This window comes from Bradyrhizobium sp. 482_C4_N1_8 (assembly GCF_052075965.1).
Taxonomy (GTDB): Bacteria; Pseudomonadota; Alphaproteobacteria; order Rhizobiales; family Xanthobacteraceae; genus Bradyrhizobium; species Bradyrhizobium barranii.
This window is the reverse complement of record NZ_CP197231.1, coordinates 144,478-158,153: the sequence shown is the minus strand read 5'-3', so window position 1 is coordinate 158,153 and position 13,676 is coordinate 144,478. Positions and strand designations below refer to the sequence as shown.

Sequence of the window (13,676 nt, the reverse complement as noted above, 5' to 3'; positions counted from 1 at the left end):
GCGGCCACCTACTGGCCCGTTCACCCCCGAAGTATATACTCCGCGTATCGGAAAAGACGACGCCCGTATCATGAGCGCACGATTATCGCTCTCGCCGGGCGCGAGCGCAGCTTCGCAGGATTGGCTTCGGAAGCGGGAACCACATCTCGATCTCGAGAGGGCACATTGATATCGACAAGTCTTGCACGCATTGCTGTCGGTGTCGCAATCGAGCGGCGCAAGGCGAAGAGTGCGTGGGCCGATTTTCTGTGGCGGCCCGTCTCGGTATTCGCGGGAGAGCCGACTGCGAAGCCGTGGACTCCGATTGGTGGCGAAGGCGAGGTCACGTTGTTCTACGCCGGTGATGCCGTGATCGAGCTGCACCGGACCGAAACCACCAACTATCGCGAAAATCTCACGTCAGGCTCGCCCACGCTGTGGGTCAATTTGCGTCCGACCGGCTCCGAGCCGCCCTACGAGCTGCTCGCGGTCACGGCCGATCCGGCGGAGGGCGAGGCGTTTACCGATGCAGGCAGCAATCTGGTCGAAGCCGTGCCGATGCCACCAGGCATCTCCGAGATCGTCGGCCGGTTCATCGCCGAGCATCATGTCGAACGACCATTCGTCAAACGGCAGCGCAATCGTTAGCAGCGGCATGAGAGAGATCGATGTCAGAGACTAACGTCTTCGTTCGCTGGGCGCGGCTCAAGCAAGCCTCGAAAAGCCAAAACGCTGAACTTGCCCCGGCCGACAAAGAGCAGGCTGCCGAGCCGTCCGTAGCGAATGACGAGACAGACCGGCCTTTCGATCTCGCCAGTTTGCCGTCGATCGAATCGATCACCGCTCACACCGACATTGCGGCGTTCCTGCAGACGGGCGTTCCGGCCGAACTGACGCGCCTGGCATTGCGCCGTGCCTGGGCGGCCGACCCTGCGATCCGCGACTTCATCGGGATTGCGGAGAACCAGTGGGATTTCAACGATCCCAACGCAATTCCAGGATTTGGCCCGCTCGATCCGGCGGACAACGTCGCCGATCTCGTTGCGCAGATGTCGAAGGGGCTGGAGCAGGTGGGTGACGCGCTTGCGGACGTGCCGCCGCCAACCGAGCTCATTCCGCAAGGGCGGCCCGATGCCGAACAGCCCATTCTCGAACCGACGATAGTGGCAGCTCAATCGCTGCCCGATGATGCCACGGCACGACCGGACCAGGACCGGAATGAGAGCATGCAGTCCGTCAGTCCTGCTGCCGGAGAGCCGCCCTCCCAGCGAGCACGACGTCATGGCAGCGCATTGCCCCGCTAGCAACCGGCAGGATCATATGTCTTGCGCGATCGAACAATGATGGATCCAACTTCAACAATCGCTTCAGTGCGTATCGTCGATGAATTCGACCTCGCCCGGGCGCAGGAATATGCCCTGTTGGCGACGTTGCTGACGCGCAGCCCGGACGCGCAGCTGCTGCGCCGGATCTCTGCATTGCACAGCGATGCGAGTGCGATGGGCAAGGCGCACATGGCGCTGGCGGATGCAGCGCGCCGGACCAATGAGCAGGCCGCATCGAGCGAGTTCTTCGCCCTCTTTGCAGGGTTGGGCAAGGGGGCGCTGCTGCCTTATGCGTCACACTACCTGTCCGATACCCTGTATGGCCGTCCACTCGCGCGGTTGCGGGAAACTCTCGAGGGTCTCGGCCTCGAAGCGGCTCCGGAACGTACGGAGCCCGAAGATCACGCGGGATTTCTCTGTGAGATCATGGCAGGCTTCGCCGGCGGGAGCATTCCAGCGCCAGCGGATGCCGAGCGCATTTTCTTTGATCAGCATGTTTCACGCTGGATGAGGCGCTTTTTCGTTGATCTCGAGCGGGCCAGTTCGGCGGACTTCTATGCGGCGGTCGGCGCGCTCGGACGGACGTTCATCGATATCGAGGCGGAGGCCTTCGCACTTCCAGGTTGAACACAGCGTTTTGTACGGCCGCTGCACAAATCCGTTTGGAAGCGTGCTAGGTTGCAGGGGTAGGGATCAACAGAATGCGCGTTTTCATAATTGCCTGTCTGTTCGCCGCCGTCGTCGCACTTGGTGCCGCCGGCATCCTTGATCATTTCGTGCAGGAGTCCGCCACAACGGCGTTCGCTGAGTCGAGCGCCCGCGTTTAGCGGTCATTATTGTTTGTTAAGCTTTCTGTTCTCCACATAGACGTGGGAGACGCCATATGCGCCGGTCGCTGATCGCTTGTTTCGTCGTTGCAGCTCTGATCGCCGCTTCTGCCCTGATCTTCAGGACGCAACCTCGCTCGATAGAGCTATCCGCAGCGGCCATGCCGCCCTTGGTCGAGCTGCACGCCATGGCGGGCGTCCATCAGCTCCCGGATCAGGAGATCGATGATCAGTCGCTCATTTTCCCGGCCAGCGTAAAGCAATAACCTGGCTCCAGACGATCTTGCTCCCGGCCCGCTTAGATCGGCATCTCGAAAGAGAAGGTCGTTTCGCGTCCGGTCGATATCGCACTCAATTTGCCGCCATGGGCCTGGGCGATTTGCGAAGCGATGTAAAGACCAAGTCCCAGACCCTGCTGACTGGGCCGGTCGCCTCGCGTGTATGGCTTGAAGAGGTTTGCCAGCGCCTTTTCGGAGATTGGCGGGCCTTCGTTGGACACCGTCAGATCGAACGTTCCGTCCAAGGTTCTGGCTACGACGTGGATCGGCCTACTCTGGTCACCGTACGTAATTGCATTCCCGAGCAGGTTCGAGAAAAGTTGGCCCATCTTGCTCCGATCGCAGCTGATGGGCTCTTCGATTTGGACCGATGAACTGATCGTCACGGTCGGCCAAGCCGTCCTGAACTCCGCGATGATTTGCTCCAGCACCGGCGCCAAAGGCAGCGTCGCATCTCGCTTGATCGTAAGGCCTCCGCCAAGTCGGCCTCGCGCGAAGTCCATGACGTTTTCGACGATGCCGGCCATGCGATAGACGGCTTTTTGAACGCCGAGCGCGATTTCGGGCGCCCGCCCGGTGTCGAGGTTCTTCAGCAGCACGCGCATGCCTGCATCGACGGCTGCGAGGGGATTACGAAGATCGTGCCCCAATACGCCGATGAACTGCTCGCGAAGCTCTGCCGTTTTTCGCTCGTCGATGAGATCGGCCTGACTCCGCTCCAGACGTTGATTGAGTTCGAGCTGTGCAGCGATCAGTTCGGCCAACAGCTGAAACGTGTCGAGGATTTCAGGCGTACGAAGTTGTCGAGGCGTGGGGTCGATGGCGCACAATGTTCCCCAGACGGCTCCGTCGATCAGGACGATGGGAGCTGAGATGTAGCTGCGAAATCCATACATGGCCGGTGTCGGATGATTGCAGAAGTCGCTGTCCGTCTGCACATCGTTGATGACGACCGTGTTGCCGTGCTGCCGGATCTCGTTGCAGATGGTCGTCTCGACACGCAGTTCTCCGCCCGGCTCAAGGCCAAAGGCGATGCTGTCCCGAACGGCGCAGCAAATCCATTGATCTGAAGTTACGCGCGCTATGGCGACGAAGCCCATGCCCGTTATGCGTGCGGCCAAATCCAGAACTTTGGGAACTGCCCCAATCTGCTGGACGGCATCCACGTCCGCCTTGATGTCAATTGCCATGGTGAACCCTAACGCCCTGCTCTAACAAACGCGATCCTTTGCAAGACGTTCTGTGGAACAAAGAAGCCGTTCAAACCTTATGCTCGGTTATGCCGGAGCATAAGTGTCCAATCTCAGCCAGCATAGGGACGTGATCCTCATCGTGGAAGATGACTTCCTCATCCGCGTGAACGCGGCTGACATGGTGCGGGATATGGGCTTCGATGTCTTCGAGGCGGCCGACGCGGACGAGGCTGTCAATCTGCTGGAGACGGAACCGGCGATCACCGTCGTCTTTACCGACATCCAGATGCCGGGCTCGATGGATGGCCTTCGGCTGGCGGCGGTGATCAGAGACCGATGGCCGCCCGTGCGGCTCCTCATTACGTCCGGCCAACTCAGCCCGGCAGCGGATGACATCCCACTCGGGGCGAGGTTCATCCCCAAGCCGTATCTTCCTGCGCAGCTTCACGACCAGCTTGAAAGGCTGGCCGGCGGGCGGGCATAGCGGGCTTTTTCAAGTCGAGCCCTCAGACCACCCGTCTCCCGGTCCGCTCTGCCACAGCCTTCTGCACAAAGTACATCGCGACCAGCGAGACGATTGCCGACGCGACCACGACGTAGCCGATCCGGTCGAAATGGAGCAGCGAACCATCCGGTTGTTGCGCGATGATGGCGGCGGCGAGGACCGAACCGAGCCCACCGGAGAGTTGCTGAAGCGACGCGCTGACCGCACTGAACGAGCCGCGCTGGCTGGGGTCGGGGATCGCCGACATCAGCGCCTGCGACGGGATCATGCGCGAGAAGATGCCGACGAACATCAGCACGTTGACGAGGATCGCGGTCGCGAGCGAGACGTGGCCGAGATGGGTGTAGATCAGCACCATGATGACAGACACCACGCTGCCGAAGACGAAGGTCGGGTACTTGCCGAACGCGTCGCTCGCCCTGCCGACCAGCGGTCCCGTGACGATGCTGAACAGGCCGGAGACGAGATAGATCGTCGGCAGATGCAGGATGTCGATGCCGAGATTATGCACGGTGAAGGCGCTGGAGAACGGCATCAGCATGTACCCGCCCGTCGCCAGCAACGTCGTGACGGCGAAGGCCAGCGTATAGCGCGGCTGTCCGATGGTCGCGATCAGATGGCGGAACGGGTTTCTGTCCTGCTTCAGTTTCAGATGCGCGTCGACCGGCTCCATCGCGAAGGCGATGACGGCGATCGCGACGATCGACAAGCCGACGATCGCAACGAAGCAGACATGCCAGTTCCAGTGATTGGCGAGAAACAGCCCCGCGGGAATGCCGAGCACCTGGCTCGCGGCGAACGCCGTCTGGACGAAGCCCATCACGCGGCCGCGCAGGTGCAGCGCGAACAAATCGGTGATGATGGCCAGCACGACCGAGCCGATCACGCCGCCGAACAATCCGGTCACGATCCTGCCGAGCAGCAGCACGTGGTAGGTCTGCGCGGCGGCACAGAGCAGGGTCCCGAGCGTGAAGCCGACATAGAAGAACAGCAGCAGGCGCTTGCGGTCGAAGCGATCGGCAAAGCCCGCGGCCAGGATCCCCGACAGTCCCGCGCTGAACGCGTAGGCCGACACCGCGACGCCGAATTGCCCGGCCGTGATGTCGAGCGCCGGCATCAGGATGGCGCCGAGCGGCGACATGATGATGAAATCGAGAATGATCGTGAACTGCGTGAACGCGAGCAGTGCGATCAGGAGCGCCTGGTAGCGCGTAAAGCCGCGCTGGCGTTCCTGTTGGTCGTCGATAGGCGCAGCGAGCGTCTGTTCGGTCATGACACCTGATTTCATTGTGGGCGGCGGGCGAGCGCGCGAAAACTCGCAGATGGGGTCGGCCGGGAGGATTTTCACGGGGCGCGCGGCAAAAGCCCCGCCGGAACATGAAGCTGGCGCCGGGTTGTGGGATCCATGCAACAGCAGGGTGCATGGCCTGGACCCGGCATCCCCCAGGGGCGCCGGCCCTTCTCCCCCCGGTTAAGTCGCCCTTAGCGAATGCCCCCTAGGCTCTCGGCCGTCCATTTCCCTGCTCCCCGGCCTCAGGGCCGGTCATGTTGCGGCAAGTCAGAGCGTTTTCGGATGGAGCAGCCTGCCTGGCACTACGATTCGGGCGTCCCCACACCGTCGGCGGTTCCCGCCGCGGCGCGGACGCTTGTCATCGATCTCGAAGGCGCCCTGCTCCGTTCCGAGCTGCTGCTGGAAGCGCTGTTCTCCAGCCCCGGCCGGATGCTGGCCCGCTTCGGCGCGGGTGGACGCCCGGGCATGGCGGCGCTCACGGATATCCTGGCGCAGGCCGAGCTCGACTACGCCCATCTGCCCTATGATGCCGACGTGCTGAACCAGGCCCTGGCGGCGCGGGCGCGGGGCGACAAGATTTATCTGGTGGCCGGCCGGTTTGCGCATCACGCGGCGGGCATTGCCGCGCATCTCGGGTTCGATGGCGTCGTTGCGCCGGCCGATCTCGCGGCGCCTGACCGGCTGCCGTTCGACCGCGCCTCCATGGAGCGCATCGAGACGCGCGGCAGCAGCCGTGCCAGCCTCAAAACCTGGGCGCAGGCGCTGCGCGTCTATCAATACGCCAAGAACACGCTGGTGTTCGTGCCGGCGATCACGGCGCATCAGATGAATCTTGCGACGCTCGGCTACGCGTTGCTGGCGTTCCTCGCGTTCTCGGCCTGCGCGTCGGGTGCCTACCTGATGAACGATCTGCTCGATCTCTCAGCCGACCGGCAGCATCCGACCAAGCGCCATCGCGCGCTGGCGGCAGGTCGACTGCCGATGTCCTCGGCGCTGCTTGCGATTCCCGCGCTGTGGCTGCTCGCGGTTGCCGCCAGCCTCTGCATCTCGCCTCTGTTCCTCGGCGTGCTCGGTGGCTATCTCGCCACCACGATCGCCTATTCGCTCGTGCTCAAGCGCAAGATGCTGGTCGACGTCGTGACACTCGCCGGCCTCTACACGCTACGCATCATCGCCGGCGCGGTCGGCGTCGGCGTGGTGCTGTCGGAATGGCTCTTGATCTTCTCGCTGTTCGTGTTCACCTCGCTGGCGCTGATCAAGCGCTTCAGCGAGCTCAGCATGCGCGAGAGCGCCGGCCTCGCCGATCCCTCCAACCGCGATTACAGGATCACCGACCTGCACATCATCGGCGCGATGGCGGCGGCGAGCGCCATGAACGCGGTGACCGTGTTCTCGCTCTACGTCTCCTCCTCCGCGGTGACGCCGCTCTACAGCCGTCCCTGGATGTTATGGCTGCTCAATCCGCTGCTGCTCTACTGGTTCGGCCGCGCCCTGATGATGGCGCATCGCCGCGAGATGCCCGACGACCCGATTCTCTACACTTTTCGCGATGGTGCCAGCCGCACGACGGTGGCGGCGATGATCTGCATCATGCTGGCGGCGATCTGACCGCGCCCCGGCGGGCACAGCTGCCGCTTGCGCGGCCCGCCGCCAGTGGCTACATCGCGGGCAACCCGATTAGCTTATGATGCCGACCGACCAATTCGATTGAGGTTTTGAAACGCCATGACCGTACGCCTGCATCGCGGCGACCTGCCCGACCTGTCCCGCTACACCGGAGCGGTGGCGATCGACACCGAGACCATGGGGCTGAACCCGCACCGCGACCGGCTCTGCGTGGTGCAGCTCTCGCCCGGCGACGGCAGCGCCGACGTGGTGCAGATCCCCAAGGGCCACACCGACGCGCCGAACCTGAAGGCCCTGCTGGCCAATCCTGCGATCACGAAGATCTTCCACTTCGCGCGGTTCGACGTCGCGGTGCTGTACCAGACGTTTGGCGTCATGACCGGCCCGATTTATTGCACCAAGATTGCCTCCCGCCTGACCCGCACCTACACCGACCGGCATGGCCTCAAGGACCTCGTGCGCGAGGTGCTCAATGTCGACCTCTCCAAGCAGCAGCAATCCAGCGACTGGGGTTCCGACAGCCTGACCGAGCCGCAGCTCGCCTACGCCGCCTCCGACGTGCTGCACCTTCATGCCCTGCGCGAGCGGCTCGACGCCATGCTGGTGCGGGAAGGCCGCACCGCGCTGGCAAAAGCCTGTTTCGACTTCCTGCCGACCCGCGCTCTGCTCGATCTCCAGGGCTGGGCGGAAGAGGACATTTTCGCGCATTCCTGAGGCCTCGGGCCGCTGTTAGCTTAGGGCTGCCGCCCCGTTTCGGACACTTTCGTGCGGCCTGTCGCAGGCTGCATATTCAGGCGGCGCCGGATACAATGGCGTGCGCCCGTCAACCGGACGAGACGAGCGACACCTCGGGAGCTCAGGTGAATTCGGCCCAGAATCCAACCTACGACGCCGCGCTTGCGGCGAAGTTTGCCAGCGCGGCGCGCCACAGCCGCCTGGTGCGGATTCTGCGCATCGCGGTGCCGGTGACGGTGGCTGCGTCCATGGCCGCGATCGTCGCCGTCTCGACTTTCCTCAATCCCTTCCAGATCCCCGTGAAGCTCGACTCCGGAAATCTCGTGGTGACGGGCACCAAGATCACGATGGAAACGCCGCATATGTCCGGCTTCACCCCGGACCAGCGGCCCTACGAGCTCTGGGCCAAGACCGCGACGCAGGACATCACCGACCCCGATCATGTCGATCTCAATGATTTGCGCGCAAAGGTGCTGATGGAAGACAAATCCACTTTGCTGCTCGATGCGCGCACCGGCCGCTTCGACAACAAGCAGCAGCAGCTCGACCTGCACAAGGATATCTTCCTGCGCACCTCGTCCGGCTATGAGGCGCGGCTGAACTCGGCCTTCGTCGACATGGGCAAGGGAACGGTCTCCTCGGATGAGCATGTCGACGTCAAGCTGACCAACGGAACGCTGACCGCCGACCGGCTGCGGATCACGGAAGGCGGCGACGTCATCCGCTTCGAGGGCAATGTGGTGATGCATCTGGACAAGCTGGACGATCCCGCTGCCGCCCAGCCTGCGCCGGCCGAGCAGCCCGCGCCGCCGGTGAAGACACGCACGCCTCAGAACAAGTCGGCCAATTCAAAGTGATTTTCATGATGAGATTCTTTTCGCGCAACGAAGACAAGCGGTGCGCCATTCTCGGTGTGGCCGCGCTCACCGTCGCGCTGGTCGCAACCGGTGCGGCCGTCGCGCAGAGCACGATGCAAGGCGTGCCCAACGCAATGCAGGGCTTTTCGCAAAACCGCGACCAGCCGATCCAGATCGAAGCCGCCTCGCTCGAGATGCGCGACAAGAAGAAGGAGGCGACCTTCTCCGGCAATGTGAAGGTCATCCAGGGCGACACCACCATGACCTCGAAGACGCTCGTGGTGTTTTACGACTCCGGCGGCGGCGACAAGCCGGCCGCGCCGCAGCCCGCGGCGAAGGGGACCAAGGGTGCGCCGATGCAGTCGGCGCAGCCGGGGCCGGGCGGCAGTTCCTCGATCAAGCGGCTGGAAGCGCGCGGCAACGTCGTCGTCACCCAGAAGGACCAGGTGGTAACAGGCGAGACCGCCGTGTTCGACACCAAAACCAACCTCATCACCATGCTCGGCGGCGTCGTTCTCACGCAGTGCAGGAACGTGCTGCGCGGCGACCGTCTGGCGGTCGACATGACCACGGGCGTCTCGCGGGTGGAATCCGACAGCGGCAGGGTGCAGGCATTGCTGCCGCAGGGCGGCAGCAATGATTGCGGATCGGGGAGCCCGGGCAAGCCCGCTCCGGCGCCGCCTCTGCAATTGCCCGGCGCAGGCAAACAAAAGTAAATTCCTGAAGTAACTTCAATCGCTTGGGCCAGATTCTCCCGATCCGAGGTTGAAGCTTGCCCGGCGAGGCTGTATCTAGCGCGAAGGGCTTTCCAAGCGGGGTTCGCCGCTTTTCGGGCGTGTTTCACTGGGCATGAGACATCCCTTCACTCATGCTGTGCCGGCGAATCGCAAGGCCGGTGCGGCAGATCGCGGGATCACGCGCGGATCATCGCGCAGGATTGTCGTGAAAGGCTAGAAGGCGGGATGGTCGATCTCTTCAGCATGTTCCGTCGGCGCCCCGCCAAGCGCGGCCGGCCAGGATTTGCGCGCCAGGACATCACTGCCCTCGGTGACAGCGTCGGCGGTCTCGTGCCCAGCCCGGTGCGGGATGCATCGCCGATCGCGCGCGACCAGATGCGCGCGCCCGACCATTTCCAGGCCGACTACCAAGCCGACTACCAGACCGAACCGCCGCGTGCCCAGGCGGTGCATCCCGTGAGGGCCGCCAGCAGGCCCAACGGCGCCGGCGGACCGCAGCTTCTGAAGCGGCCGGGTTTCCTGGCTGTGCATAGCGTGGAAAAGAGTTTCGGCAGCCGCCAGGTGGTGCGCGGCGTCAGCATCTATGTGCGCCGCGGCGAAGCGGTCGGCCTGCTCGGCCCGAACGGCGCCGGCAAGACCACCGTGTTCTACATGATCACCGGCCTGATCAAGCCCGATCGCGGCGCGATCGAGCTCGACGGCCACGACGTCACCAAGCTGCCGATGTATCAGCGCGCGCGGCTCGGCATCGGCTATCTGCCGCAGGAAGCCTCGATCTTTCGCGGCCTCACCGTCGAGCAGAATATCCGCGCCGTGCTCGAAGTGGTCGAGCCCTCGCGCAAGAAGCGCGAGCAGCAGCTCGACTCGCTGCTCGACGAATTCAACATCACGCGCTTGCGGAAATCGCCGTCGATCGCGCTGTCAGGCGGCGAGCGCCGCCGCGTCGAGATTGCGCGCGCGCTGGCGACGCGTCCGAACTACATGCTGCTCGACGAGCCCTTCGCGGGCATCGATCCGATCGCGGTCGGCGACATTCAGGACCTCGTCCGCCATCTCACCAACCGCGGCATCGGCGTGCTGATCACCGACCACAATGTGCGCGAGACGCTCGGCCTGACCGATCGTGCCTATATCGTCTATGCCGGTGAAATCTTGACCGAGGGTAGCCCGGATGAGATCGTCGCCGATCCCGACGTTCGCCGGCTTTACCTTGGCGAGGAATTCCGCCTCTAGCCCTTTTTTCCCGTTCGTCAAGCCGTGTACATCGCGCCAAGACTAGGATAAGCAAAAATCGGACCAACTTTTGGGATCGGTTCTTGCTTCATGGCGCTCACGCAGAGATTAGAGTTCCGGCAATCGCAGTCGCTGGTCATGACGCCGCAGCTGATGCAGGCGATCAAGCTGCTGCAATTGTCCAACCTCGATCTCACGACCTTCGTGGAAGAGGAACTCGAGCGGAACCCCCTGCTGGAGCGGGCCAACGACGAGCCGCCCGCGGGTGAAGCCCCGGCCGAGACCGGCCAGTTCAGCGACTCCGACGGTGGCCACAACGACGAGCCGGGTGGCGGTCCGGGCGAGGCGTTCGAGCCGGGCCAGGAAGAATGGATGAGCAAGGATCTCGGCACCCGCGCCGAGATCGAGCAGACCCTGGATACGGGCCTGGACAACGTCTTCTCCGAGGAACCGGCCGAGGCCGCCGCGCGCAACGCCCAGGATGCGGCGCCGACCACCTATACCGAATGGGGCGGCGGGGCCTCCGGCGACGAGGACTACAATCTCGAAGCCTTCGTCGCCGCGGAGATCACGCTCGGCGACCATCTTGCCGAGCAGCTCTCGGTCGCCTTCACCGGCCCGGCGCAGCGCATGATCGGCCAGTACCTGATCGACCTCGTCGACGAGGCCGGCTATCTGCCGCCGGATCTCGGCCAGGCCGCCGAGCGCCTTGGCGCATCGCAAGCCGACGTCGAGGACGTCCTTGCCGTGCTGCAAAAATTCGATCCGCCCGGCGTCTGCGCGCGCAATTTGAGCGAATGCCTGGCGATCCAGCTCCGCGAGCTCGACCGCTACGACCCGGCGATGCAGGCCCTCGTCGAGCACCTCGATCTGCTCGCGAAGCGCGACATCGCTTCGCTGCGCAAGCTCTGCGGCGTCGACGACGAGGACATCGCCGACATGATCGGCGAGATCCGCCGCCTCAATCCCAAGCCCGGCATGAAGTTCGGCTCGGCGCGGCTCCAGACCATGGTGCCCGACGTCTATGTCCGCCCGGGCCCGGATGGCGGCTGGCATGTCGAGCTCAACAGCGACACCTTGCCGCGCGTGCTGGTCAACCAGACCTACTATTCGCAACTCTCGAAGAAGGTCGGCAAGGACGGCGACAAGTCCTATTTCACCGACGCGCTCCAGAACGCGACCTGGCTGGTGCGCGCGCTCGATCAGCGCGCCCGCACCATCCTGAAAGTTGCGACGGAGATCGTGCGCCAGCAGGACGGCTTCTTCACCCATGGCGTGGCGCACCTGCGGCCGCTGAATCTGAAGGCCGTTGCCGACGCCATCCAGATGCATGAATCGACCGTGTCGCGCGTCACCGCCAACAAGTACATGGCGACAAATCGCGGCACATTCGAATTGAAATATTTCTTCACGGCCTCGATCGCCTCCGCCGACGGCGGCGAGGCGCATTCCGCCGAGGCCGTGCGCCACCACATCAAGCAGCTGATCGATTCGGAAGCTCCGTCGGCGATCCTGTCGGACGACACCATCGTGGAACGCTTACGCGCCTCGGGAATTGATATTGCCCGCCGCACGGTCGCGAAGTACCGCGAAGCCATGCGCATTCCCTCTTCGGTGCAACGCCGCCGTGACAAGCAGAGCGCTCTTGGTAACGTCCTCTCCACCGCAATGCCCGATCGCTCCCGCAACACCGAGCCGGCCTGATTGCGCTGGCGCGAAATCGCGCTACTCTCGATCCCCCATCGAGACCGATCCAAGCTGGGCACTTAAAACCAAGCGAGGCATCACATGACCCTCAGAATCTCGGGAAAGAGCGTCAGCGTCGGCGACGCCCTGCGCGGCCGCGTGACCGATCGGACCGACGAGGTCCTGCGTAAATATTTCGACGGGAACTATTCCGGCCACATCACCCTGAGCAAGGATGGCTTCGGCTTCCGCACCGACTGTGCCCTGCATCTTGATACGGGAATTACGCTGGAGGCCGATTCGAACGCGCCGGATGCCTATGCCAGCGCCGACCAGGCGCTCCTGATGATCGAGAAGCGGCTCAAGCGCTACAAGAGCCGGCTCAAGGACCGCTCGGCCCGCAAGGCCCATGTCGCCTCCGCGGCGCTGGCCGCCATGGACGCCACGAGCTACGTGCTGGAGGCGCCGGGCGAGGGTGAGGACGAGGACGAGGTCACCGGCTACAGTCCCGTCATCATCGCCGAGGCCACCACCTCGCTGAAACAGCTATCGGTGAGCGAGGCGGTGATGGAGCTCGACCTCAGCGGAGCGCCCTGCCTGGTATTCCAGCACGGCTCCAGCGGCCGGGTGAACATCATTTACCGCCGGGCCGACGGCAATGTCGGCTGGATCGACCCGCCGGGGCCCAAACCGGACGGTTAAGGGCTGGAACCGGCCCCCGTACCAACCGCAGCCCTTAACAATGAGCGGGGCAAAGCCGCACGCAGCAGTTGGCACCGGGATTGCGTTGGAGTAGAAGCGCCCCACATCAGGATCGGGGCTAAGTCCCCCTCCTGCTTCACCTTCTTGATGCCGGCCAGGCATGGTTTGACCAAGCTGGCCAATTCGGAACCTGACGGTTTAATTCACCTCGGAAACCTTCCATGCCGATTACCGATCTGGTCGCACCCGAGGCGATTCTCCCGGCATTGAAGGTCAACAGCAAGAAGCAGGCGCTTCAGGAGCTCGCGGCCAAGGCCGCCGAGTTGACCGGGCAGAACGAACGCTCCGTGTTCGAGGTGCTGCTGCAGCGTGAGAAGCTCGGCACCACCGCGGTCGGCTACGGCGTCGCCATTCCGCACGGCAAGCTGCCCAAGCTGGAAAAGATCTTCGGCCTATTCGCGCGCCTCGATCGTCCGATCGATTTCGAGGCGATGGATGGCCAGCCGGTCGATCTCGTCTTCCTGCTGCTCGCCCCCGAAGGCGCCGGCGCCGATCACCTCAAGGCGCTCGCCCGCATCGCCCGCCTTCTGCGCGACCAGGACATCGCCAAGAAGCTCCGCGCCTCGCGCGACGCCCAGGCGATCTATTCGGTGCTGGCGCTGCCGCCGGCGACCGCGGCGTAACGTCGCCTGTCCTCGTCGT

Annotated in this window: 16 protein-coding genes; 14 read left to right on the top strand and 2 right to left on the bottom strand. The window is 63.8% G+C overall.

Annotated features, from left to right (window positions below):
- Nucleotides 1–165: 165 nt before the first annotated feature.
- The 5 genes from AB7Z56_RS00705 (at nt 166) to AB7Z56_RS00685 (ending at nt 2,397) form a co-directional block, all read left to right on the top strand.
- Nucleotides 166–627: a DUF3305 domain-containing protein gene (locus tag AB7Z56_RS00705; protein WP_063980198.1), complete on the top strand. Its 462-nt coding sequence runs from the start codon at nt 166–168 to the stop codon at nt 625–627.
- A 20-nt stretch (nt 628–647) separates the two neighbouring features.
- Entirely contained in the window at nt 648–1,283 is a 636-nt protein-coding gene (locus AB7Z56_RS00700; protein WP_063980197.1) for a DUF3306 domain-containing protein, read from the top strand.
- A 36-nt stretch (nt 1,284–1,319) separates the two neighbouring features.
- Complete coding sequence (locus AB7Z56_RS00695) at nt 1,320–1,931, top strand: TorD/DmsD family molecular chaperone (protein ID WP_245328513.1); 612 nt, start codon at nt 1,320–1,322, stop codon at nt 1,929–1,931.
- Nucleotides 1,932–2,005: 74 nt separating this feature from the next.
- Nucleotides 2,006–2,131, top strand: a complete 126-nt coding sequence (locus tag AB7Z56_RS00690) for a hypothetical protein (protein WP_256376444.1) — start codon at nt 2,006–2,008, stop codon at nt 2,129–2,131.
- Between the two features lie 56 nt (nt 2,132–2,187).
- The gene (locus AB7Z56_RS00685; RefSeq protein ID WP_063980195.1) at nt 2,188–2,397 is read left to right on the top strand and encodes a hypothetical protein; all 210 of its coding nucleotides are present in this window, start codon (nt 2,188–2,190) and stop codon (nt 2,395–2,397) included.
- 32 nt (nt 2,398–2,429) lie between these two features.
- On the opposite strand, the gene AB7Z56_RS00680 is transcribed toward AB7Z56_RS00685, so the two are convergent.
- Complete coding sequence (locus AB7Z56_RS00680; protein ID WP_063980194.1) at nt 2,430–3,599, bottom strand: GAF domain-containing sensor histidine kinase; 1,170 nt, start codon at nt 3,597–3,599, stop codon at nt 2,430–2,432.
- Nucleotides 3,600–3,729: 130 nt separating this feature from the next.
- Here AB7Z56_RS00680 and AB7Z56_RS00675 point away from each other — a divergent pair, with 130 nt between their 5' ends.
- The gene (locus AB7Z56_RS00675; RefSeq protein WP_231143738.1) at nt 3,730–4,086 is read left to right on the top strand and encodes a response regulator; all 357 of its coding nucleotides are present in this window, start codon (nt 3,730–3,732) and stop codon (nt 4,084–4,086) included.
- Between the two features lie 22 nt (nt 4,087–4,108).
- Here AB7Z56_RS00675 and AB7Z56_RS00670 read toward each other — a convergent pair whose 3' ends face one another.
- Nucleotides 4,109–5,380: an MFS transporter gene (locus AB7Z56_RS00670; protein ID WP_283017896.1), complete on the bottom strand. Its 1,272-nt coding sequence runs from the start codon at nt 5,378–5,380 to the stop codon at nt 4,109–4,111.
- Nucleotides 5,381–5,680: 300 nt separating this feature from the next.
- Here AB7Z56_RS00670 and AB7Z56_RS00665 point away from each other — a divergent pair, with 300 nt between their 5' ends.
- From AB7Z56_RS00665 to ptsN, 8 genes are all read left to right on the top strand, one after another.
- The gene (locus AB7Z56_RS00665) at nt 5,681–7,006 is read left to right on the top strand and encodes a UbiA family prenyltransferase (protein WP_084794909.1); all 1,326 of its coding nucleotides are present in this window, start codon (nt 5,681–5,683) and stop codon (nt 7,004–7,006) included.
- A 117-nt stretch (nt 7,007–7,123) separates the two neighbouring features.
- A complete protein-coding gene (locus AB7Z56_RS00660; RefSeq protein ID WP_018323452.1) occupies nt 7,124–7,738 on the top strand; it encodes a ribonuclease D in 615 nt (204 codons plus the stop codon).
- A gap of 146 nt (nt 7,739–7,884) precedes the next feature.
- Entirely contained in the window at nt 7,885–8,616 is a 732-nt protein-coding gene (lptC, locus tag AB7Z56_RS00655) for an LPS export ABC transporter periplasmic protein LptC (protein ID WP_063985962.1), read from the top strand.
- Nucleotides 8,617–8,621: 5 nt separating this feature from the next.
- Complete coding sequence (locus AB7Z56_RS00650) at nt 8,622–9,332, top strand: LptA/OstA family protein (RefSeq protein WP_063980192.1); 711 nt, start codon at nt 8,622–8,624, stop codon at nt 9,330–9,332.
- A 246-nt stretch (nt 9,333–9,578) separates the two neighbouring features.
- Entirely contained in the window at nt 9,579–10,586 is a 1,008-nt protein-coding gene (gene lptB, locus AB7Z56_RS00645; RefSeq protein WP_063980191.1) for an LPS export ABC transporter ATP-binding protein, read from the top strand.
- Nucleotides 10,587–10,676: 90 nt separating this feature from the next.
- Complete coding sequence (rpoN, locus tag AB7Z56_RS00640; RefSeq protein WP_063980190.1) at nt 10,677–12,290, top strand: RNA polymerase factor sigma-54; 1,614 nt, start codon at nt 10,677–10,679, stop codon at nt 12,288–12,290.
- 84 nt (nt 12,291–12,374) lie between these two features.
- Nucleotides 12,375–12,974, top strand: coding sequence for a ribosome hibernation-promoting factor, HPF/YfiA family (hpf, locus tag AB7Z56_RS00635; RefSeq protein ID WP_063980189.1), 600 nt, complete (start codon nt 12,375–12,377; stop codon nt 12,972–12,974).
- Nucleotides 12,975–13,195: 221 nt separating this feature from the next.
- Nucleotides 13,196–13,657, top strand: coding sequence for a PTS IIA-like nitrogen regulatory protein PtsN (gene ptsN, locus AB7Z56_RS00630; RefSeq protein WP_008141251.1), 462 nt, complete (start codon nt 13,196–13,198; stop codon nt 13,655–13,657).
- Nucleotides 13,658–13,676: the final 19 nt, after the last annotated feature.